Source organism: Corynebacterium halotolerans YIM 70093 = DSM 44683 (genome assembly GCF_000341345.1).
Classification (GTDB): Bacteria; Actinomycetota; Actinomycetes; order Mycobacteriales; family Mycobacteriaceae; genus Corynebacterium; species Corynebacterium halotolerans.
The window spans coordinates 2,776,353-2,798,221 of the sequence record NC_020302.1 but is presented as its reverse complement, the minus strand read 5'-3'; the positions used below and the strand labels follow the sequence as shown (position 1 = coordinate 2,798,221).

Sequence of the window (21,869 nt, the reverse complement as noted above, 5' to 3'; positions counted from 1 at the left end):
CGTCAGATGTGCACGGGGGTCTTTTCGCGCAGGCGCCGGTGGGCCAGTCGACCTGCCAGGCGTCCGGCCCGGGTCGCGCCGACCGTCGAGGCGGTCGAGCCGTAGCCGACGAGCAGCACGCGCGGGTCGGCGGCCGGGGTAACCTCGTCGACCAGCTCGATGCCGCGCGGACCGCGCAGTTTCATCGGCGCGAGGTGGCGCAGGGCGGCGCGGAAGCCGGTGTTCCAGAAGATGACGTCGACGTCGAGCTCGTGGCCGGCCGGCAGCGGGTCCCAGGAGGCCGGGACCTGCAGCCGGCCGCTTACCGACGGCCCGAGTCCCTCGGCGTCGTGGCTGGCCGGTTCTCCGAAACGCACGCCGCGCGGTCCGATCGAATTGAACATGCCGCGGGAGACCAGCACGCCGCGCTCCACGCCGGCGAGGTACTCGGGCAGCTGCGGGATGCCGGTGGTGCGCACCACTGAGGCGGGGGCCAGCCCGTGGTGGGTGCGCTCGCGCACGGCCTTCTCGACGGCCAGGCCCCAGCCGGAGTCGAACTCACGCTCCGTGAAATTCGGCGGGCGGCGGGTGGCCCAGACGGTCTCGGTGACGTCCTCGAGTTCGAGGAGGAACTGCACCGCCGACAGCCCGCCGCCGACGACCAGGGTCTTCTTGCCCGCGAAGTCCTCGCGGCGGACGTAGTCCTTCGTGTGCAGCTGGTGGCCGGTGAACTTCTCGATGCCTGGGATATAGGGGATGTACGGGTTGTCCCAGGTGCCGGTGGCGTTGAGGACGATCCCGGCGGTGAAGTCACCGTGCTGTTGCGTGCTCACCCGCAGCGGGGAGCGGTCGTCGTCCGGGTCGGTCGGCTCGACGCGGAGCACCTTGGCCGGTCGCAGGACCTGCAGGTCGAAGGTGTCCTCATAGGCTCCGTAGTACTCGGCCACGAGAATCGAGGAGGGTGTGGTGGGGTCCGGGTGCTCCATGGGCAGCCCGGGCAGGTCCGCGATGCCGTGGGCCTGGCCGAGCGTCAGGGAGTCCCACCGGTGGCGCCAGGCGCCGCCGGGGCCGGGGTTGGCGTCGAGGACCAGGAAATCCGAACCCGGGTTCAGGCCGCGCCGGCTCAGCTCGTGGGCGGCCGCCAGGCCCGCTTGGCCTGCGCCGATGATGATGGCTCGGAGATCAGTGGTGGACATGCCACTAACCTTACCAAAAGATAGTGATGTGTCAACGTAATTGTGTTCCGGCTTTCGATGAGGGGCGCGGCTGTGGCCTGGGATACAGTGAAGGCGATCTGTCGCTGGTTGCCCTGTGCCCGTCCCGCCCGGGACGGGTCGATTTCTGTGGAAAGGACGTGGGAGCGTGGAGTACACCCCGTACAGTTTGTTGATCGATGTCGGCTGGATCTCGCTGCTCATGGTCGTGGGCAATTTTCTCCGCCGCAATGTGCGCATCTTCCAGAGCCTGCTCATGCCGGCGCCCATCACCGCCGGCCTGCTCGGCATGGTGCTTGGGCCGCAGGTGCTCGATCTGATCGGCTTCTCGGAGCACATCGGCACCTACACCTCTCTGCTGATCGCCGTGGTCTTCGCCGCCATGGCGTACGGCATGGATCTGACCCCCTCGGTGCGCACCGGCGCGAAGACCATGTGGTCGTACTCCACCGGCATGTTCATGGCGCAGTGGGGCATCTTCATCCTGTTGGGCGTCTTCCTGTTCGCCCCGCTCTTCGGCACCGAGAACTGGTTCGGCATGATGCTGCCCGTCGGCTTCGTCGGCGGCTTCGGCACCGCCGCGGCCGTCGGCGGCGCCCTGGAGGGAGCGGGCGCCGCCGCGGCCAGCTCGCTCGGTTTCACCTCCGCGACCGTCGGCACGCTCGCCGCGATCGTCGGCGGCATCATCTTCACCACCTGGGGTGTGCGCACCGGCCGCACCTCACAGATGCCCGGGAAGCTGCCGTGGGATCTGCGCTCCGGGTACATCGATGAGCTGGACCAGCGCCCGTCCATCGGCCGGGCCACCACCAACCCCTCGGCGATCGAGCCGCTGGCGCTGCACCTCGGCGTCATCGTGCTCACCGTCATGATCGCCTACTTCATCAACGGGTTCGTCAACGACCTGTTCCCGAACATCTCCATCCCGCTGTTCGCCATGTCCTTTGTCATCGGCCTGCTCGGCCGCGTGTTCTTCCACGTGGTGAAGAAGCCCGACTACCTGGACAAGGACACGGTCAGCTCCATCTCCGGCGCCTCCACCGACTACCTGATCGCCTTCGGCATCGCGTCCATTGCTCCCGCGGTCGTCGCCGAGTACTGGCAGCCGCTGCTCCTCCTGTTCGTCCTCGGCGTCATCTTCTGCCTCATCTTCTTCTTCGTCATGTCACCACTGTTCTTCGGTGAGAAGTGGCTCGAGCGCGGCATCTTCGGTTGGGGTTGGGCGACCGCCGCCGTGGCCACCGGCATCGCGCTGCTCAAGATCGTCGACCCGAAGCTCAAGTCGGGCACCCTCAATGAGTACGGCGTGGCCTACGTCGGCTTCGCCCCCTTCGAGATCGGCATGACCATCATCGCACCCATCGCCGTGCTCGCCGGTTTCACGGCGGGCCTCGGCTGGGCCTCGCTGCTCATCGCGCTCGTCGCCCTCGGCCTGGCGGTATTCCTGGGCTGGCTGCCGGGCAAGGGGGAGAAAACGGGCTCCGGCGCGAGCCCGGGTTCCGGCTCCGGGGCCAACGCCGGGGCCGGTTCCTCGGCGCAGTAGCCAGGGCTCACCGGCACCGGGCCGTCACCGTCGATGTGGGTTCGCGTGGACGTTTCGCTTTCGGACGCCCGCCCGCACCTCACGGTGTCCACGCGGCCTCACGGGCGGGTGGCCTGCTCCAACAGCTCGAGGATGTGGGAGTAGGGCCGTCCGGTCGCCCGGGTCATGCCGATCTCGCAGGTGCGGTTGCAGGAGGCGTGCGCCGCCGCGTCCAGCCTCCCGACCTCCGCGGCCTCGGGGGCGGTGGCCGAGGCGGTCAGTTCGGGGTGGAGCATGCCGCGGTCGCCCGCGAAGGCGCAGCAGCCCCAGTTCACGGGCACGTGGACGGTTTCCGCGACCGCCGCGCCGAGGGCACCCAGCTGGGCGTCGAGGCCGATCCGCCGGGAGGAACAGGTCGGATGCAGGGTCAGGGATTCGACCGGGGCGGTGACCTCCAGGGCCGGGAGGAGGTGCTCGACGGCGAAGTCCACGGCGTCGACGACCTCCACCCCCTCCTTCTCGAGCGCGGCGGCGAAGCCCTCGGTGCAGCTGGCGGCGTCGCTGACCACCGGCAGCCGGCCGTTGCCGCTGACCTCGCGCACGCTGGCGCGCACCCGGTCCGCCATGAGTTCCTGCCCCGCCGCCTGGCCCTTGGACGACCAGGGCGTGCCGCAGCACAGCGACTCGATGTTCCCCGGCACACGCAGCGCCAGCCCGGCGCGCTCGAGCAGGCGGATGAAGGCCTGCGTGGCTCCCGTCCCCGCCCCGGCACCGTCGCCTTCCGCGCCGAACATGCTGTTGACGCAGGAGGGCAGGAAGACGCCGCTGACCTCGGCGGTGGGATCCCCGACGATCCCGCCCAGCTTCTTCCGCGCCGCGCCCCCGGCGGGCAGGTCACCGGAGTAGCGGGGGACGGTGTCCTCGCCGAGCACCGCCCGGCCGAGGTCGGTGGCGGTGCGCACCACCGGGGTGGGCAGCCGTGACGCCGTGCTCAGCGCCGTGGAGCCGGCGCGGGTGACCGGACCCCAGGTCTTCGCGGCGGCCGTCCAGGCGGTGGAGCTGACCGGGCCGTGGTGTTCCCGGCGCCGCCGCTTGATGAAGTCGCCGGTGTTGATCTGCACGGGGCACGCCGTCTGGCACATGCCGTCGACGGCGCAGGTCTGCTCCCCGGGGTAGTCGTACTCGCGGGACAACTCCTCGGCGGTGGCGTGATCGCCGCGGGCCTGCGCGGCGGCCTGGGCGCGACGGACGACGATGCGCTGGCGCGGGGTGAGGGTGAGGTCGCGGCTCGGGCAGACCGGCTCGCAGTAGCCGCACTCGGTGCACCGGTTGATCTCCTCCTCGACGGGTTCCGGCACCTTGAGGTCGCGCAGATGCGCCTGCGGGTCGTCGTTGAGGATGACGCCGGGGTTGAGCATGGTGTCGGGATCGCAGGCGCGCTTGAGCTCCTGCATGACCTCGTAGAGTTCGTCGCCGTACTGGCGGCGGACGAAGGGGGCCATGGCGTGGCCGGTGCCGTGCTCCGCCTTCAGGTTTCCGCCGGCCGAGAGCACCAGGTCGGCCGTCTGCTCGTGGAACTCGTGGAAGCGGTGGAGCGAGTCATCGGTGTCGAAGCGGTCCGTGAGCATGTAGTGGATATTGCCGTCCTTGGCGTGGCCGAAGATCACCCCGTCGCGGTAGCCGTTCCGGGAGAACAGCTCCTGCAGGGCCTCGCAGGTCGCCGCGATGGCCGGCACGGGCACCGCGATGTCCTCGAGCAGGGAGGTCGTCCCACTCGGCCGGGCACCGGCCACACTGGCGTAGAGCCCCTTGCGGAAGTTCCAGGCGGCGTTGCGGGCGACCGCGTCGGGGGAGAAGGGGGCGGCCGCGTGCAGGCGGGTGCCGGCGAGCACCTCGGTGCCCGAGCGTTCGAGGTGCTCGAGCTCCTCCTGCTCGTCGGCGTGGTACTCGACGAGCAGGGCGGCCTCCTGCCCGACCTTGAAACCCATGATCGCGGACGGCGCGCCGGGCAGGGACTGGCCCACCCGCAGGGAGGTGGCGTCCATCAGCTCCAGGGTGGCGACCCCGGTGCCGACCAGGTCGGGCAGGACGCGGGTGGCGGCGTCGAGATCCGGGAACACCGCCAGGGCGGTGGTGGCCAGGGGGCTGATCCGCACGGTGCGGAAGACCGCTTCGGCGACGAACGCCAGGGTCCCCTCCGAACCGATGATCAGGTGGGTGAGCAGGTCGAGCGGCGAGTCGTGGTCGAGGAAGGAGTTCAGACCGTAGCCCATGGTGTTCTTCAGGGCGAAGTGGCGTTCGATGATCGCGACGGACTCGGCGTTGTCGCGCACCCGGAGCTGCAGCCGGAGCAGGGTGTCCACCAGTTCGGGTTCCTGCGCCCGGAGCGCTTCCTCGGCGTCCGGGGCCGCGGTGTCGATCAACGTGCCGGAGGGGAGCACGAAGGTCATGGACTCCAGGGTCCGGTAGGTGTTGAACTCGGTGCCGCAGGCCATGCCACTGGAATTGTTGTTGATCACCCCGCCGATGGTGGCGGCGGCCTCGCTCGCGGGATCCGGGCCCAGCTTGTGGCCGTGGGCGGCGAGATGGGCGTTGACCTGGCGGACGGTCAGTCCGGGCTGGACCCGGACACGTCGGCCACCGTCGAGGACCTCGATATTCCGGAAGTTGCGGCGCACATCGATCAGCAGGCCGTCGGTGGTGGCCTGGCCGGCCAGGCTGGTGCCGCCGGACCGGAGAGTGACCGGTGTGCCGGACGCCCGCGCCGCGCGGAAGACGGCGGCGACCTCGGCGGCGTCGGCGGCGATGATGACCGCCTGGGGCGTGCGGAGGTAGTGGGAGGCGTTGCCGGCGTAGGCGACGCGGTCGAGCAGGGAGGTCCGGTACCTCCCGGGTTCCGCGACGGCCGCGGCGACGGTGCTGGTGGGCGGGTCCTGGCGGGCGGTCAACGTGGACATGTGCTCCCTTAACGGCTGGCTGGACGTCTGATGGGGGGAGGCGTGGGCGTTCCCTTGTACCCATGTAGCCAGAAAATCCCGCGGAAAACTGCGGAATCGGCGAAAAAATGTGCCTTGGGTCACTCAATGGTGCCGCGGGGATGTCACTGTACCGATCTTCTTGCCGACGTCCGCCCCTGTCTGGCCGTCGCGCGCGAACATCACCGGGGCGCCGGTTGCTCGCGCCGGGCCCCTCCACGGCGATCCGGTGTCGTGTGCCCCTGTGGTGGTCGGGCGTGATCTCCGCGTAGTTCCCGCGTGGCGGCTCCGCGGCGTCCATGTCCACCATTGTCCGCCATTGCCCGGGCCTGGTGCGCGGGCCTGATGCGCCCCGTGCCGTCCTCACCTAAACTTGAGCGCGTCGGACTCAAACTTTTTTCGGCTTGAGTGGAACAGACTCAACTCTTTGTGCGTTGTAGTGAGTGACGAACAGGGATTTAGAGAAAGGAATGTGCCTTGAGCTCGTTCAACCCCACCACCAAGACTCAGGAGGCCCTGCAGGACGCCCTGCAGCAGGCCTCGAGCAACGGCAACCCGGACATCCGTCCGGCGCATCTTCTCGCCGCCATCCTCGACCAGACCGACGGCATCGCCGCCCCGGTACTCAAGGCCACCGGCGTCGACCCGGAGACGGTCCTCAAGGAGGCCCGGGAACTGGTCGACTCCTACCCCAGGGCCGAGGGTGCCAACCTGGCGAACCCGAACTTCAACCGCGACGCCCTCAATGCGCTGACCGCCGCCCAGGAACTGGCCGGCGAGCTCGGCGACGAGTACGTCTCCACCGAGGTGCTGCTGGCCGGCATCGCCCGCGGCTCCTCCGATGCCGCTGATCTGCTGAAGAAGCGCGGCGCCACCTACGACGCCATCAAGGGCACCTTCCCGTCGGTGCGGGGCTCCGCCAAGGTGACCAGCCAGGATCCGGAGGGCCAGTTCCAGGCCCTGGAGAAGTACTCCACCGACCTGACCGCCCGGGCCCGCGAGGGCAAGATCGACCCGGTCATCGGCCGCGACGCCGAGATCCGCCGGGTGGTCCAGGTGCTGTCCCGCCGCACCAAGAACAACCCGGTGCTCATCGGTGAGCCGGGCGTGGGCAAGACCGCCATCGTGGAGGGCCTGGCCCGGCGCATCGTCGCCGGGGACGTGCCGGAGTCGCTGCGCGGCAAGACCCTGATCTCCCTGGATCTGGGGTCGATGGTCGCCGGCGCGAAGTACCGCGGTGAGTTCGAGGAGCGGCTGAAGGCCGTCCTCGACGAGATCAAGAACTCCAACGGTCAGATCGTCACCTTCATCGACGAGCTGCACACCGTCGTCGGCGCCGGCGCGACGGGCGAGTCCGCCATGGACGCCGGCAACATGATCAAGCCGCTGCTCGCCCGGGGTGAGCTGCGCCTGGTCGGTGCGACCACGCTCAACGAGTACCGCAAGTACATCGAGAAGGACGCCGCCCTGGAGCGCCGCTTCCAGCAGGTCTACGTCGGTGAGCCGTCGGTCGAGGACACCGTCGGCATCCTGCGCGGCCTGAAGGAGCGCTACGAGGTCCACCACGGTGTGCGGATCCAGGACTCCGCCCTGGTCGCCGCGTCCACGCTCTCGGACCGCTACATCACCAGCCGCTTCCTGCCGGACAAGGCCATCGACCTGGTCGACGAGGCCGCCTCCCGCCTGCGCATGGAGATCGACTCCTCTCCGGAGGAGATTGACGAGCTTGAGCGCATCGTCCGCCGCCTCGAGATCGAGGAGGTCGCCCTGCAGAACGAGACCGACGTGGCCTCGCGGGAGCGGCTGGAGAAGCTGCGCCAGGAACTGGCCGACGAGCGAGAGAGGCTCGGTGAGCTCAAGGCCCGCTGGACCAACGAGAAGTCCGCGATCGACAGGGTGCGCGAGGCCAAGGAACAGCTGGAGAAGCTGCGCTCCGAGTCGGAGATCGCCGAGCGTGACGGCGACTACGGCAAGGTCGCCGAGCTGCGTTACGGTCGCATCCCCGAGCTGGAGAAGCAGGTCGAGGAGGCCGAGGTTGAGGTGCAGGACGGCGGCAACAACGCCATGCTGACCGAGGAGGTCACCCCGGACACCATCGCCGAGGTCGTCTCCGCGTGGACCGGCATCCCGGCCGGCAAGATGCTCGCCGGCGAAACCGAGAAGCTCCTGGCCATGGAGCGGGTCATCGCCAAGCGTGTCGTCGGCCAGCACGAGGCCGTCCAGGCCGTCTCCGACGCCGTCCGCCGCTCCCGGGCCGGCGTGGCCGACCCGGATCGCCCGACTGGTTCCTTCCTCTTCCTGGGGCCGACGGGCGTCGGCAAGACCGAGCTGGCCAAGGCCGTCGCGGACTTCCTCTTCGACGACGAGCGCGCCATGGTCCGCGTCGACATGTCCGAGTACGGCGAGAAACACTCCGTCGCCCGTCTCGTCGGTGCCCCTCCGGGGTACGTCGGCTACGACACCGGCGGTCAGCTGACCGAGGCCGTGCGCCGCCGCCCGTACACCCTGGTGCTCTTCGACGAGGTCGAGAAGGCCCACCCGGACGTCTTCGACGTGCTGCTGCAGGTCCTCGACGAGGGCCGGCTGACCGACGGTCAGGGCCGTACCGTGGACTTCCGCAACACGGTGATCATCCTGACCTCGAACCTCGGCGCCGGCGGCACCCGTGAGCAGATCATGGACGCCGTCAAGCACGCCTTCAAGCCGGAGTTCATCAACCGGCTCGACGACGTCGTGGTCTTCGACCCGCTGTCCGAGGACCAGCTGACCAGCATCGTCGACATCCAGATCGGCCAGCTGGCCAAGCGGCTGTCCGCCCGCCGACTCACGCTCCAGGTCTCGGACGCCGCGAAGCTGTGGCTGGCCGAGCGCGGCTACGATCCGGCGTACGGTGCCCGCCCGCTGCGCCGCCTGATCCAGCAGGCCATCGGCGACCGCCTGGCCAAGGAACTGTTGGCCGGTGACGTGCGCGACGGTGACACCGTCCATGTCGACGTCGCCGACGGCGGCCAGAGCCTCGACGTCTCGGCGCCGAGGTAGGCGGCCTGGTTGCACACCCGTCACGCCATCCTTTCCGGGTGGGGTGGCGGGTGTCGGCGTGTCTGGGCGGGATGGGATTGCCGGGATCGGATCGCCGGGAAGGTGGCCGGCCCTTAGACCACCCGTCCTGCTCCATGCAGGGCGTCCCGACGACAGGCACAATGTGTTCCGGAGGCCGGGCATTTGAGTCGAGCGGAACCGGAGAACCACATGGCAACGGATGACCGATAACAGCGATCCACCCGGAGCCCCCGATTCCCCTGACCGGGACCCGAAGAAGAACCGGAACAACTACTTCCTGCGCGTTTTCTACCATCACCCGGAAGACCCGGATCTCATGGTCCCCATGCGTTATGGAAGCGGCGTCGACTTCAACTACGCCCGCTGGCCCGGCCGGGCCGCGGCGATCCTTGTCGCAGCAGGTCTGGCCTATGTGTTGTTGACGGCGCTCACCTGAGGACGCGGATTTCGGCTGATGCGTTAGCCTACGGTTTATGAGCGATACCTCGTCCCGGCAGGACCCGATGGTCGACTGGGTGTGGACCATGCCCGATTTCGGCGTCACGTGGTGCAGGTGCACACCTGACCCCCTGACCGGGCTGCCGCCGCATTCCGTGACCCGGCCGCTGATCACCCACCACCTGGTGCGCGTGCTCGGCTCGGTCCCGGACCGGGTGAGCAACCAGGAGATCAGCCTTGTGGTCATGGATCTGTGGAAGTTCCCGGCTATGGCGCCGCCGATCGCCGAAGCGCTGATGCGCTCGGTCAAGGCGGTCAACGGGCTCATGGGCCAGGACTATCCGACGAACACGGCCCTGGCCGTGATCAAACACTTCTCCAACACCTGGAACGGCGAGCCCGCCCGCTGATCGCGTAGCCGAAATCGCCGTACCATGGAGGCATGACCGACACGTCCTCCCCGTCCACGGTGGTCGCGCTGATTCTGGCCGGTGGGCGCGGCAGCAGGTTGTCCCCGCTGACCGACGCTCGTCCGAAGCCCGCGGTGCCATTGGCCGGGTCCTACCGGCTCATCGACGTCACACTGTCGAACCTGGCGCACTCAGATCTGCGCGATGTGTGGATCGTCGAGCAGTACCGTCCAGGTCTGCTCAACCGGCACCTGGCGGGCGGCCGGCCGTGGGACATGGACGGCACGCGTCACGGCCTGCGGATCATGCCGCCGGCGGAGCGTGACGACGATGACCAGGACGGATTCTCCGAGGGTAACGGCCATGCGCTCTATCAGCAGCTGGATGCGCTGACCGAGTTCGGCGCGGACACCGTCGTGGTGCTCAGCGCGGACCACCTCTATCAACTCGACATGCGTCCGGTGCTGGCCCGGCACCGCGAGCGCGGCAGCGAGCTGACGATCGTCACCACCGAAATAAGCGAGGACCCCTCCCGCTACGGAGTGGTGAGCTCAGACGAGCAGGGGACCGTGACCGGTTACGACTACAAGCCCTCCGACCCTTCCGGCAACATCGTCGCCACCGAAGTCTTCGTCTACCAGGTGGACGCCCTCCAGCGGGCGATCACCGAACTCCTTGAGGCGGAACCGGATTCGGACGGCACCACCCTGGGCGACTACGGCGAGACCATCGTCCCCCACCTGGTGGGACAGGGCCGCGCCCACGAGTACCGGATGGACGGCTACTGGCGTGACCTGGGCACCATCGACGCCTATTTTCAGGCCCACATGGAACTCATCGACGGTACCGGTATCCAGCTCGACCGCCCCGACTGGCCGCTGCTGACCAACCTGATGGTCAGCTCCCCGGCGCATATCGACGCCGGCGCCACCATCACCACCAGCATGGTGTGCCCCGGTGCCCGCATCGCCGGTTCGGTCGACCACAGTCTCATCGGCCCCGGCGTCACCGTGGAGCGGGGAGCGACGGTGTCCCGGTCCGTGCTCACGGGGGATGTGGTGGTGCCGGCGGGTGCGCACCTGGAATCGGTCATCGCGGACCACGGGGTGACCATCCCCGCCGAACATGTCGGGAAGAAGGACCCCGGCCCCGGCGACATCACCGTCATCGTCGATGAGGCCTCCACCGATCAGGGTGACGCACTGACCCCGTAGACTGGGGCGGACATGATCACCCTCATCGCCCCCGTCGAGGCTCCGGGCGTCGACTCCGAGGAGATCGCCGCCGACGCCCTCGGCGGCGGCCACTTCATCATCCGCTCCGTGCCGGTGGTCGCCGAGGGCATCGCGCTCGGCGACATCGTCGCCTGTGTCACCGTCGACGGTCGTCCCCATATCGACCGCGTCGTCGTCCCCGGCGGCAACACCACCCTGCGCGTGCTTGTCGACGCCCCCTTCGCGGCGTCGGTACGCGCCCACCTGGTCGCGCTGGGCTGTCCCGTGGCGGAGTCCCTGCCCGGTCTCTTCGCCGTCAGCGTCGCGCCCGACGCTCCGGGAGAGGGGATCCGGGCGTGGCTCGGCGGTCTGGCGGACCAGGGTGTGGCGCAGGTGGCGGAGAAATAGGGATCGTTCACTCCGCGGCCCCCGCCGCGCCGGCGATGTCCTGGCTCGTCCCCGCGTAGTACTCCGACAGCCTCCGGTAGGGCCGTGACAGGAACGCCAGCAGCACCACGACCAGCATGATCGCCCCGGAGATGAGGAACATCAGTGCCATGCCGCGGGTCGATCCCTCACCGAGCAGCCAGCCGAAGGCCGCCCGTCCGGCGTCGGAGGCCATCCACGGGATGATGTAGGCCTCGGCGAGGATCGCCACGACGAAGGTGGACAGCGGGTTGGCGGCCATCTCCACCGCCATGGCCAGGCCGAAGACGCGCCCCTGCTGCCGGAACGGCACCACCCGCTGCAGGATGGTCTGCTCCGCCGCCTCGGCCGCTGGGATGGTCAGCATGAACGCGAGGATGCCGCCGGCGTAGAGCCACCACCACTCGCGCAGCCCGAAGACCATACCGAGCACCGCCACCCCTACGTTGACCAGCAGGAGGGTGCGCACCGGGTTGCGGCCCAGCCCCGTCTTGGCGATCAGCGCGCCACCGGCGATGAACCCCAGGCTCGTCACCCCGAGCACCACACCCCACACCTGCGGGCTGAACAGCTCGAGGCCGTAGGGGTCCATCAACGCGGTGTACACCCCGCCGATGAGGTTGTTGAAGGAGGTGAACAGGATGAGCGCCAGCAGTCCGGGCACCGACATGATCACCGCCAGCGAGCCCTTCAGATCCAGCCCCCTGCTGACGACGTCCGTGGTGGGTGGGGCGGCGGGCACCACGCCACCGGCCTCCGTCTCGGACCCCTCCGTCGCGGCCGCCTGCGCCTCCGCGGCGGTGATGATGCGCTCCTCGGGGATTGTCACCGGGATGAGGTGCACCAGTGCCACCACGGTCAGGCCGAGTGCGATCCACATCGTCGGCCCCATGCCGAGGAACCCGATGGACACCCCCGACAGGATGGAGGTGACGAAGAACGCGACGCCCTGCACCGCGCCCACCAGCCCATTGGCCCTGTCACGGCCGTCCTCGGGGACCATGAGCGTGACCGTGGTGGACAGGGCGATATTGCGCATGTGCTCGACCACGGCGCCGAGGAGGATGAGCCCGGCGAAGAGCCAGAGGGCGGTGTCGTCGGCGCTGACGTCGTCGGGATCCACCCAGCCGGCCCACACACCCGCGGCCAGGGTGAACGCGATGAAGGTGGCCACGGCGGCGAACATCATCACGTTCTTCTTGCGGTTGTGGTCGACCACCGAGCCGAAGAAGATCGAACCGACGGCGATCAACAGCACGTAGGTGCCGTTGAGCACGCCGGCGAGCGCCACATTACGGGTTTCCAGGTACACCCAGAACGTCAGCGCGAACCACAGATAACTGGTGGTCACATTGGCGATCAGGGTGTTGGCCAGGACGTGGTGGAAGTTGGTCACGGCGGGCTCCTGGGAAGAGATGCTTGTCGACGCCCCGCCCGGCGCGCCGGAAGCGGAATAATTGAAAAATACCTGAAATAGGACCGGTCCGGGAAGAGGGTTGCGGTACCGACCGCAGGACGGTTCCGCGTGGTTGGTCGCCGACCACCCCGGGCTCAAGTGGGCACTGTCCGCCGGGGCGTTCGCCACCGCGATCCGGACGGTGCACCCGGGCCGGCGCTTCCTGGACCCCGATCTGGCCGCGCTGACGATCGCGGCGGGGGAGTCACCGCTGACGAGCGGGAGGCCGAGGTCATCGCCGCCTCGATCCATCTCGCGCCCGGGAGCTGGGCTGGATCTAGGGCAGGTAGATGGCGGGCAGGTTCGGACGGTCGGGCAGACCGAGTCGCCGGAGCATCGTGCGGTAGGCGTGCCCCGTGACGACCTCCCGGTAGGTGAAGTGGTTGCTGGTGATCCCCGTCCGCGTCAGGTCGTCGGCGCGGCGTTTCTGCTTGCGGAGTTTGTTTTTCTGTTCGGCCGGGGACTGCCCGTATTTCTCCATCCCGTCACACTCGACGGATTCATGGGTCCCTTTCACCGCGAAATCCAGGAAGTAGGTACGGCCGTCAACCACCACCCGCAGTTGCGGGATGACATCGAAGTCCCCGTAATAGACGACCTGCGCATGGAAGATCGCCTCCAGCGCGGAATCCAGATTCCCGGCCGCCCGTTCGAGAATCCGGGGAAGCTCCTTCGTCCCGTGGAGATTCAGTTTCTCGGTGATGCGGAGGACGTCGCTCCGGTTGCACTTGTTGTGGGCCAGGGCCGCGCTCAGGGCGACGAACGCGGCGCTGAAGCCGTGGTATCGTCCCAGATCAACGATGGTTCGGGCAATACTCGTCACGCGGATACCGGCGATCTCGCTGACGTGCTGTGGAGGGAGCCGCCCGTGCAGCTGACGGTAGCCGAGACCCCGCCCCACCCGGTCGCCGTGCGGACGATAAAACTCCAGTTCCGATGGCGCCGAGTCAACCAGCCAGAGCCCGTGGACCGCAGCGGCGGACAGCCCGCCGAGGATCTTTCCGTGATGATGCCCCAACGCCAGGCTCCGGTACCGGTAGTGCTCCCAGTCCTCGATCCCCGCCAGGGAGATGGACGGGATGTACACGCCACGTTCAAGCCTGGTCAGGACGCCTTTCTTCAACAGGGACCGCAATCTGGTTCCGATATCTGTCAGATGAGTCTGGTCCCTCGGACAGATCATCCCGTGCTGATTCTTGATGAGTTGCCTCAGGTCAGTCGACCCGGCCTGAAGAAGATCCCCCGGCACCTGTTCCCCCTCACTACATCATTGCCCGCCATCTTCTGCAGTGAAAGGTAGTTGACAAGGCCGGTTCATCCAGGGCAGACTCCGGCCCCTGCGTCTTTTCTGTGGAGTTCGGCGAGTTGTCCACAGGCTGTCCCGGACGGACTTCGTCCCAGGCCTACGGGACGGTAGGATCCACGGGTTTCTGTGGTTTGGTCGGCGTTTTCGGTGAAGTTGGTCATGTTTTAACCTGCCCAATTTGTCGGGAAGGTGGGTGCGGCGGCTGGCCGAGGGGTTCAGTGGAACGGTGTTCCCGGTGGGGCCGGTTTCGGGTTTCCGGGGCGGCTGCGTCCGCGTCTTCGGTGAAGTTGGTCATGTTTCAACGCGCTCAATTTGTCACCGGCACAAGCTAAATAGTGTCCTCACCGCCTGCCTCCCAGCGGAATCGCCATTTCTGCGCGAGTTGTTGGGGGCGCCTAAAATCGCGGCCATGAATAACCTCGTGTCCGCCACCGACCTCCGAGAAGCCGTCTACCACGGCAAGAAGATCACTCTTCTCGCCTCCCACTGGGCCCCGGGGGAGGGGGCCGGGTACCGGATGTTCGAGTCCGAGCACATCCCCACCGCCCTGTTCTGCGACCCGTCGACGGCTCTCGCGGGTGTCCCGGGCTCGCACGCCGGCCGCAACCCGTTGCCGGATCCCGGGCACCTGCAGCGGTGGTTCGGGAAGTGGGGCCTCGACCAGGGCAGTCGGGTCGTCGTCTACGACGAGGGGCGGGGACTGTACGCCGCCCGCGCCTGGTGGGTCCTCCGGTGGGCGGGGCTCGAGAACGTCACCGTCCTCGACGGTGGCCTACCCTCCTGGGAACACGAGGGATACCCGGTCGTCGGTGGCCCCGGCAACATCACCGCGCCGGGCGACGCGAAGGTCTCCGCCGGTCAGCTGCCTGTGGCCACCATCGACGACGTCCGCGCCCACGACGGACTGCTTCTCGACGCCCGCGAGGCCCGTCGTTTCGCCGGCCACCGCGAGGTCCTCGATCTGAAAGCCGGCCACATCCCCGGCGCGGTCAACGTGCCCGTGCGCGACCTGTGCCACGACGACAACACGCTCCGCAGCCGGGACGAGATCCGGGAACGCTTCGAGCGGGCTGGCGTGACCTCCGGGGAGAACGTCATCGTCTACTCCGGCTCCGGCAATCACTCGGCCCTGTTGCTTCTCGCGATGGAGCAGGTCGGGCTGTCCGGTGCTGCGCACTACATCGGCGGCTGGTCGCAGTGGAGCGCGGACCGTACCAACCCCGTCGAGCGCGGCGAGTAGAAACCAGCTGCACCCACACCGCGAAAAGTGCGTGGTGGCGCACTAATGTCTACTCTGATGGCCACTCTCGCATTCGTCCTCGCCGCGCTCGCCGTCCTGGCGGCCGCCCTGCTGTGGTATTTTGATGCCCGGCAGCGCAGCCGGCGCGCCCAGCCGACGCAGAACAAGCGTTCCGACCAGTCGACGGCCGCGGCCCCACAGCCGCAGTCGGCTGGACAGGAGTCGGACTCGGGCCCGGAACCCGAGCCGGAGGAGGTTGCTCCCTCGGACAATGACGAGCCTCTCGACGTCGAGGTCGAGGAGACGGCGGAGGAGAACCCGAAGACCGCCGTGTCGCAGGAGTTCGAGCCGGGCCCGGAGCCTCCTGAACCGGGGCCGGAAACGAAATCTGTCCCGCGGCCCGAGCCGGATCCCGGCCCCGAACCTGCACCGGAACCCGAATCCGTTCCGGAGCCGAAGCTGGCACCCGCACCCGCACCCGACCCGGAACCGGAGCCCGAACCGACATCGGAATCTGCACCCGGCCCCGACGATGAACCGGACGAGGAGGAAGAGTCCCAGCGTCCGGCCAGGTCCGCGAAGTCGCACCGGGCCTCGGGGCTGCTGCCGGGCTCCCTGCGTCGCGAGCGTCGTGCGTGGGCCACGGAGAAGGGCTTCGACTTCCTCCGTTCCGATGAGTACCTCAACGACGAGTGGGCACGTGGTGCCGCGGCCAGTGGCGCCGCCGCCCGGGACATCGTCCGCGGCGAGGCCTTCGGCCACGAGATGGTGCTCATGGACCTCGGCGGGGTCAACGTCATGGCGGTGCGCCGGGGCGGGGCCTCGGGTGTGGTGGTGGATTTCCGTCGCGAATCCTTCGAGGACCACCAGCCCTCGGACGACCTCATCGTGGTGCGTACGATCGGGGACTTCCACATCTTCGCCACCGAGTCCGGCCCCGCCGAGCGGCTCATCGACAAGCGGGTGACGACCGCGCTGTCGGCGTTGCCCGAGGTGGTCACCGCCGTGTGGATGGAGTCGGACTGGGTGCTGGCCCAGACGGACAAGGGATCCCACTCCGGCGACTGGGAGGCGATGCTGGCCCCGCTGGCGCTGCTGGCCGACGCCGCCCGCGTCCTGCCCCCGCGGCCCTCCGCCGCGCAGATCCTGCACGTGGAGGACCTCGACCCGACCCGCCGGATGGCGCCGCCCGGGGAACCGGTGCCCGTGGACCGCGAGCACCCCGAGGAGGTTGAGCCGCTGGCCCGGCCGCTGGTCGTCCGCCCGGAGGAACCCCTGGAGATGCCCACCCGCGTCCGCGCGGAGACCCGCGGCGTGGTCGAACCGCGTGCGATCGGCGCCGACGAGGTCGAGGCCATCGCCGACGGCGCGGAGACCGACCCGTTCGGACAGTTCCGCGGCACCCGCATGCCCCGGGACCTGAGCAGGGGGCCGTCCATCTTCGACGACGACGGCGACCGCTAGTCTGGATCCGAACCAAGTCACGACCAAGGAGTCCTCATGAGCCGCACCGATGCCCCCGAAATCGATGCCACCCAGCTCGCCGAACTCGCCGAGCTGGTCAAGGAGCTCGCCGTGGTCCACGGCCGCGTCACCCTGTCCTCGGGCAAGGAGGCCGACTACTACGTCGATCTGCGGCGGGCCACCCTGCACCACCGCGCCTCCCGGCTCATCGGCACCCTGCTGCGCCAGCTGACCGCCGACTGGGACTTCGTCGCCGTCGGCGGCCTGACCCTGGGCGCGGACCCGGTGGCCACCTCCGTCATGCACGCCGAAGGCCGCGGGATCGACGCATTCGTCGTGCGCAAGGAGGCCAAGAAGCACGGCATGCAGCGCCGCATCGAGGGGCCGGACATCGTGGGCCGGAAGGTGCTGGTCGTGGAGGACACCACCACCACCGGCAATTCCCCGCTCACCGCCGTCACCGCGCTGCGCGAGGCCGGCGCCGAGGTCGTCGGCGTCGCCACGGTCGTCGACCGTGCCACCGGTGCCGACGAGGTCATTCGCGCCGAGGGCCTGGAGTACCGCTACCTGCTCGGACTCGATGAGCTCGGACTCGACTAAGGGCCCCACTGAGTGGGGTGAGGGCCGCCACGGCGTCGGCCCCTGGGAACAGCGGTACCCCGGTCAGCCGCTGCCCGCCGATCCGCGTTACGACGCCGAGCTGCTCGCCGAGGGCGACCGCCGCAACGTCGTCGATGCGTACCGGTACTGGAGCCGCGAGGCGATCGTCGCGGACATCGACACCCGTCGGCACCCGTTGCACATCGCCATCGAGAACTTCGAGAACGACGCCAATATCGGCACCGTGGTGCGCACCGCCAACGCCTTCGCCGTCGATACCGTGCACATCGTCGGCCGTCGACGCTGGAACCGCCGCGGGGCGATGGTCACCGACCGCTACCAGCACCTCATGCACCACCCGGACGTGCACTCGCTGCTGGTGTGGGCGCTCCGCAACGATCTCACGGTCGTGTCCATCGACAACACCCCCGGCGCCGTGCCACTGGAGACCGTCGAGCTGCCGCGCGAGTGCCTTCTGCTGTTCGGTCAGGAGGGCCCCGGTATCAGCCCCGAGGCCGCCGAGGGGTCCCTGATGACCTGCTCAATCGCCCAGTTCGGATCGACGCGTTCCATCAACGCGGGGGTGGCGGCCGGCATCGCCATGCACACGTGGGTGAGACAGCACGCGGATCTTGGCCGTTCCTGGTGAGTTTTAATTACGATGGGGTAACAACCCGACCATCAGGAGCGACGGAACCACTGTGCTAGAGAAATGGGCCCATCGTGCGGACCTCGCGGAGGCCGCGATCAACGACCGCCACGCCAGCCGGGTGTGGGGCATACCGCGCACCAATCTGGCGGTCGTCAGCTGGCCGCCGACCACGAAGGAGAAGCTCTTCTTCCACTGGCACTACTGGTGGCAGGCGCACTACCTCGACTGCCTCATCGACGCCGCCCGGCGCCGCACCACCCAGGGCCGCCGCGACCGCATCCGGGAGACCATCCGGGGCATCCGGCTGCGCAACCTCGGGAAGCTGACCTCCAACCTGTACTACGACGACAAGGCCTGGTTGACGCTGGCGCTCGCGCGCGCGGGCCGGCTGAGCAAGATCCGGCGGCCGAAGGTGCTGGACCCGCTGGAGCAGGACATCATGGCCGGCATCGACGGGTTGACCGGGGTGCTGCCGTGGCGGAAGGGGGAGACGTTCTACAACGTGCCCAGCAACGGACCGTCCGCGATCATGATGGCGCGCACGGGACGTCTCGACCAGGCGGTCTCGATCGTCGACTGGATCTTCGACCACCTCATCGACGACGACGGCCTGGTCATGGACGGGCTGCGGATGCGCATGCACGGCCCGGAGCTGGTGCGCGACATCCACCCCTACTGCCAGGGTGTGGTGCTGGGCGCCTGCCTGGAGATCGCGCTCAAGCTGCGTGAACGCGCCGGTTTCGGGCACGACGAGAAAATCGAGGGCTATGACGACGCGGTGCGCGCCGACGACTCCATGCCCTACCTCATCCACGTCCGCAGCATCGTGCAGTCGATCGCCTCGTACATGGCCACCCCTGCCGGCGTGATCGACTGGGAGACCGGTGAGGGCGACGGCGGGCTGTTCAAGGGCATCCTCGCCCGCTACCTGGCCGATGTCGCGGTGCGCCTGCCCACGGACAGCCCGGCCAACCGCGCGACCAGGAAGATCGCCGCCCGCCTGGTCACCGCCTCCGCGGAATCGGTGTGGAATCACCGCCTGGAGGTCGACGGCCTGCCGGTCTTCGCCACCGACTGGACCGCGGACGCCCGGCTGCCCCACAACTACAGCCTGGGCCCGTCCACGCTGCCGGAGGCGATCGGGATGGTCCGCATCGCCGAACGTGACCTGTCCGTCCAGCTCTCGGGGTGGATGCTGCTCGAGGCTGCGGCGCGCGTGGCCGGCGAGTCGGAGACGGAACGCCGGGACGGACGGGAATAGGGGTCGGCGTTCAACGTCCCGATTCGCGGGTGATCCCTGACGGACCCCCGCATCCACCCCGGGGAACCCCACCCGAATGGTGGTTGATTGGTCATACCGCGAGCGTGGGCCTGCGAACACAGGCATACTGGGGGATGGCACCGGCCGCGGTGAAGCCGTAAAAGAGCCGGTGAAGCGATTTTTCGACAACCGCCAATCTGGAGGATCAACCACATGCCCATCGCAACTCCCGATGTCTACAACGAGATGCTGGATCGTGCGAAGGAGGGCGGCTTCGCCTACCCCGCGATCAACTGCACCTCGTCCGAGACGATCAACGCCGCGATCAAGGGATTCGCTGAGGCCGAGTCCGACGGCATCATCCAGTTCTCCACCGGTGGTGCGGAATTCGGTTCCGGCCTGGGTGTGAAGAACAAGGTCGCCGGCGCCGTGGCCCTGGCCTCCTTCGCCCACGAGGTGGCCAAGCACTACAACGTCAACATCGCCCTCCACACGGATCACTGCCAGAAGGAGGTGCTCGATGAGTTCGTGCGGCCGCTGATCGCCATCTCCCAGGAGCGTGTGGACCGCGGCGAGAACCCGCTGTTCCAGTCCCACATGTGGGATGGTTCCGCGGTCCCGATCGACGAGAACCTCGAGATCGCCCAGGAACTGCTGGAGAAGGCCCGCAAGGCCCAGATCATCCTCGAGATCGAGATCGGCGTCGTCGGCGGCGAGGAGGACGGTGTCCAGGCGAAGGCCGGCGCCAACCTCTACACCACCCCCGAGGACTTCGAGAAGACCATCGACGCCATCGGCACCGGTGACAAGGGCCGCTACCTGCTGGCCGCCACCTTCGGCAACGTCCACGGCGTGTACAAGCCGGGCAACGTGAGGCTGCGTCCGGAGATCCTGCTGGAGGGCCAGCAGGTCGCCCGCCAGAAGCTGGGCCTGGGCGACGACGCCCTGCCCTTCGACTTCGTCTTCCACGGCGGCTCCGGCTCCGAGAAGGAGAAGATCGAGGAGGCCCTGCGCCACGGTGTCATCAAGATGAACGTCGACACCGACACCCAGTACGCCTTCACCCGTCCCATCGCCTCCCACATGTTCGAGAACTACGACGGCGTACTGAAGATCGACGGCGAGGTCGGCAACAAGAAGGCCTACGACCCGCGCTCCTACCTGAAGAAGGCCGAGCAGTCCATGTCCGAGCGCGTCATCGAGGCCTGCAAGGACCTGCACTCCGTCGGCAAGTCCACCGCGAAGTAACCCTGTGAGGTAACCTCCGCTTTCCGACGCCCCGGCCGCCGCACCCTGATGCGGGGGCCGGGGCGCCGTCGTTTCCACGGCGGTGTCCGGGGGCACCGCTAGAGTATGGGGCATGGCCAAGCTGAGAATCGGCACCCTGGAGCGGCTCAAGGTCGTCGAGGGGTCCATGCAGTCGCGGGCCCGCCGGGTCCGCAAGCGGATTGGGCCGATCCTGCAGGCGGCCGTCGCCGCGGGTGTGGCCTACTGGGTCGCCCAGGACGTCTTCGGGCACCCGGTCCCGTTCTTCGCACCCATCGCGGTCGTGATCATCCTCAGCCTCTCCGGCGGGGAGCGCATCCGGCGCGCCGTCGAGCTGTCGGTGGGCTGTTCCGTTGGCGTCGGCGTCGGTGACCTCCTCTTCCCGCTGCTGGGGCCGGGGGCGTGGCAGATCGCGGTGGCCGTCGGGGTGTCGCTGTTCCTGGCGTCCTTTTTGTCGAAATCGCAGCTGGTCACCAATCAGGTGGCCATCGGCTCGATCCTCATCGCCACGATCATGCCGCCGGGGACCGCCGGTGGTGGACCGGAGCGCATGTTCGACGCCATCATCGGCTCGGTCATCGGACTGCTGACGATCGCGCTGATACCGACCTCCCCCCTGGGGCAGGCGCGGCAGGAGGTCTCGAAGGTGCTCGGCATCGCCTCCTCGGTGCTCGACGACGTCGCGACCGCCCTGGAGAAGGGGGACGCGCGCGCCCTCGACGAGGCGCTGACCGCCGTACGCAACTCCCAGAACGACATCAACACCATGCTCGCCGCGGCGAAGACCGGCCGCGAGACCTCGACGCTCTCCCCGCTGCTGTGGGGCTGGCGGCGTCGGGTCCGTTCCCTGGAGCGCATTCTGCAGCCGGTGGACAACGCGATCCGCAACGTCCGCGTGCTCGCCCGGCGTGCGCTCGTGCTCTGTGAGGACGGTGATCAGGTCAGTCAGCGGCAGATCAACATCATCGACGAACTCGCCGACATCACCGCCTCCCTGTCGGATCTCTACGAGTCCCACGGGGAGGTCAATGAGGCCACCGAGATTCCCGAGCTGGTCCGCCGCCTGCGTGTCATGGGGGCCCGGGCGGACATGGGCGTGGTCAATGACGAGGCGGTGCTCTCCGAGTACGTCGTCCTGGCGCAGTCGCGCTCCATCGTCTCGGATCTGCTGCAGGTGTGCGGCATGTCCCGGGAGTCCTCCCTGGCCATGCTGGCCCCGACCTCCCGGCACCCGGCCTACCCGCCGGAGGTGTGGAAGGAACTCGCGGACGAGGACGACAACCGCAACGAGGGCGGGGACGAGGACCGGGGACGTCGCTGACGCGGGGACGGCGACCATGCAGAAAGCTCCTGTCCGGCCGGGGTGGCCGGGCAGGAGCTTTGTTC

At 68.5% G+C, this 21,869-nt stretch carries 17 protein-coding genes; 13 read left to right on the top strand and 4 right to left on the bottom strand.

What is annotated here, in order from left to right; translation table 11 throughout:
- Nucleotides 1-2: 2 nt before the first annotated feature.
- Nucleotides 3-1,175 carry an NAD(P)-binding domain-containing protein gene (locus A605_RS12840; RefSeq protein ID WP_015401939.1) on the bottom strand — a complete coding sequence of 391 codons (1,173 nt, stop codon included), beginning with the start codon at nt 1,173-1,175 and terminating at the stop codon, nt 3-5.
- A gap of 166 nt (nt 1,176-1,341) precedes the next feature.
- On the opposite strand from A605_RS12840, the gene A605_RS12835 reads away from it, so the two are divergent.
- The gene (locus tag A605_RS12835) at nt 1,342-2,736 is read left to right on the top strand and encodes a sodium/glutamate symporter (protein ID WP_015401938.1); all 1,395 of its coding nucleotides are present in this window, start codon (nt 1,342-1,344) and stop codon (nt 2,734-2,736) included.
- A 98-nt stretch (nt 2,737-2,834) separates the two neighbouring features.
- Here the strand turns inward: A605_RS12835 and A605_RS12830 are convergent, their stop codons facing one another.
- On the bottom strand, nt 2,835-5,672 hold the full coding sequence (locus tag A605_RS12830; protein WP_015401937.1) for an FAD-binding and (Fe-S)-binding domain-containing protein: 2,838 nt from the start codon (nt 5,670-5,672) through the stop codon (nt 2,835-2,837).
- Between the two features lie 495 nt (nt 5,673-6,167).
- Here A605_RS12830 and clpB point away from each other — a divergent pair, with 495 nt between their 5' ends.
- The 5 genes from clpB (at nt 6,168) to A605_RS12805 (ending at nt 11,220) form a co-directional block, all read left to right on the top strand.
- Complete coding sequence (gene clpB / locus A605_RS12825) at nt 6,168-8,729, top strand: ATP-dependent chaperone ClpB (protein ID WP_015401936.1); 2,562 nt, start codon at nt 6,168-6,170, stop codon at nt 8,727-8,729.
- 220 nt (nt 8,730-8,949) lie between these two features.
- The gene (locus tag A605_RS12820) at nt 8,950-9,186 is read left to right on the top strand and encodes a DUF5808 domain-containing protein (RefSeq protein ID WP_015401935.1); all 237 of its coding nucleotides are present in this window, start codon (nt 8,950-8,952) and stop codon (nt 9,184-9,186) included.
- A gap of 37 nt (nt 9,187-9,223) precedes the next feature.
- Nucleotides 9,224-9,598 carry a hypothetical protein gene (locus tag A605_RS12815; RefSeq protein ID WP_034990900.1) on the top strand — a complete coding sequence of 125 codons (375 nt, stop codon included), beginning with the start codon at nt 9,224-9,226 and terminating at the stop codon, nt 9,596-9,598.
- Nucleotides 9,599-9,630: 32 nt separating this feature from the next.
- Complete coding sequence (locus tag A605_RS12810; protein WP_015401933.1) at nt 9,631-10,812, top strand: glucose-1-phosphate adenylyltransferase family protein; 1,182 nt, start codon at nt 9,631-9,633, stop codon at nt 10,810-10,812.
- 12 nt (nt 10,813-10,824) lie between these two features.
- Entirely contained in the window at nt 10,825-11,220 is a 396-nt protein-coding gene (locus A605_RS12805) for a DUF4265 domain-containing protein (protein WP_015401932.1), read from the top strand.
- Between the two features lie 7 nt (nt 11,221-11,227).
- On the opposite strand, the gene A605_RS12800 is transcribed toward A605_RS12805, so the two are convergent.
- Both A605_RS12800 and A605_RS15595 read right to left on the bottom strand, forming a co-directional pair.
- On the bottom strand, nt 11,228-12,634 hold the full coding sequence (locus tag A605_RS12800; RefSeq protein WP_015401931.1) for an MFS transporter: 1,407 nt from the start codon (nt 12,632-12,634) through the stop codon (nt 11,228-11,230).
- Nucleotides 12,635-12,971: 337 nt separating this feature from the next.
- On the bottom strand, nt 12,972-13,781 hold the full coding sequence (locus tag A605_RS15595; RefSeq protein ID WP_162175325.1) for a hypothetical protein: 810 nt from the start codon (nt 13,779-13,781) through the stop codon (nt 12,972-12,974).
- 628 nt (nt 13,782-14,409) lie between these two features.
- On the opposite strand from A605_RS15595, the gene A605_RS12790 reads away from it, so the two are divergent.
- The 7 genes from A605_RS12790 (at nt 14,410) to A605_RS12760 (ending at nt 21,804) form a co-directional block, all read left to right on the top strand.
- Complete coding sequence (locus tag A605_RS12790) at nt 14,410-15,240, top strand: sulfurtransferase (protein WP_027004395.1); 831 nt, start codon at nt 14,410-14,412, stop codon at nt 15,238-15,240.
- A gap of 57 nt (nt 15,241-15,297) precedes the next feature.
- Nucleotides 15,298-16,704, top strand: a complete 1,407-nt coding sequence (locus tag A605_RS15535; RefSeq protein WP_015401928.1) for a type III secretion system chaperone family protein — start codon at nt 15,298-15,300, stop codon at nt 16,702-16,704.
- A gap of 36 nt (nt 16,705-16,740) precedes the next feature.
- Entirely contained in the window at nt 16,741-17,304 is a 564-nt protein-coding gene (gene pyrE / locus A605_RS12780; RefSeq protein WP_015401927.1) for an orotate phosphoribosyltransferase, read from the top strand.
- Nucleotides 17,285-17,953 (top strand): TrmH family RNA methyltransferase, encoded by a 669-nt coding sequence (locus tag A605_RS12775; protein WP_015401926.1) that lies wholly within the window; start codon nt 17,285-17,287, stop codon nt 17,951-17,953. The genes pyrE and A605_RS12775 overlap by 20 nt, the downstream gene beginning before the upstream one ends.
- A 52-nt stretch (nt 17,954-18,005) precedes the next feature.
- Complete coding sequence (locus tag A605_RS12770) at nt 18,006-19,217, top strand: glycoside hydrolase family 76 protein (protein WP_015401925.1); 1,212 nt, start codon at nt 18,006-18,008, stop codon at nt 19,215-19,217.
- A 213-nt stretch (nt 19,218-19,430) separates the two neighbouring features.
- Entirely contained in the window at nt 19,431-20,465 is a 1,035-nt protein-coding gene (gene fbaA / locus A605_RS12765; protein WP_015401924.1) for a class II fructose-bisphosphate aldolase, read from the top strand.
- 112 nt (nt 20,466-20,577) lie between these two features.
- Nucleotides 20,578-21,804, top strand: coding sequence for an FUSC family protein (locus A605_RS12760; RefSeq protein ID WP_015401923.1), 1,227 nt, complete (start codon nt 20,578-20,580; stop codon nt 21,802-21,804).
- Nucleotides 21,805-21,869: the final 65 nt, after the last annotated feature.

What these genes read in the sequence shown, in the direction of transcription:
- A605_RS12840 (WP_015401939.1), bottom strand. Translation starts at nt 1,175, where the DNA reads ATGTCCACCACTGATCTCCGAGCCATCATCATCGGCGCAGGCCAAGCG.
- A605_RS12830 (WP_015401937.1), bottom strand. Translation starts at nt 5,672, where the DNA reads ATGTCCACGTTGACCGCCCGCCAGGACCCGCCCACCAGCACCGTCGCC.
- A605_RS12820 (WP_015401935.1), top strand. Translation starts at nt 8,950, where the DNA reads ATGACCGATAACAGCGATCCACCCGGAGCCCCCGATTCCCCTGACCGG.
- A605_RS12815 (WP_034990900.1), top strand. Translation starts at nt 9,224, where the DNA reads ATGAGCGATACCTCGTCCCGGCAGGACCCGATGGTCGACTGGGTGTGG.
- A605_RS12810 (WP_015401933.1), top strand. Translation starts at nt 9,631, where the DNA reads ATGACCGACACGTCCTCCCCGTCCACGGTGGTCGCGCTGATTCTGGCC.
- A605_RS12805 (WP_015401932.1), top strand. Translation starts at nt 10,825, where the DNA reads ATGATCACCCTCATCGCCCCCGTCGAGGCTCCGGGCGTCGACTCCGAG.
- A605_RS12790 (WP_027004395.1), top strand. Translation starts at nt 14,410, where the DNA reads ATGAATAACCTCGTGTCCGCCACCGACCTCCGAGAAGCCGTCTACCAC.
- A605_RS15535 (WP_015401928.1), top strand. Translation starts at nt 15,298, where the DNA reads ATGGCCACTCTCGCATTCGTCCTCGCCGCGCTCGCCGTCCTGGCGGCC.
- pyrE (WP_015401927.1), top strand. Translation starts at nt 16,741, where the DNA reads ATGAGCCGCACCGATGCCCCCGAAATCGATGCCACCCAGCTCGCCGAA.
- A605_RS12775 (WP_015401926.1), top strand. Translation starts at nt 17,285, where the DNA reads ATGAGCTCGGACTCGACTAAGGGCCCCACTGAGTGGGGTGAGGGCCGC.
- fbaA (WP_015401924.1), top strand. Translation starts at nt 19,431, where the DNA reads ATGCCCATCGCAACTCCCGATGTCTACAACGAGATGCTGGATCGTGCG.
- A605_RS12760 (WP_015401923.1), top strand. Translation starts at nt 20,578, where the DNA reads ATGGCCAAGCTGAGAATCGGCACCCTGGAGCGGCTCAAGGTCGTCGAG.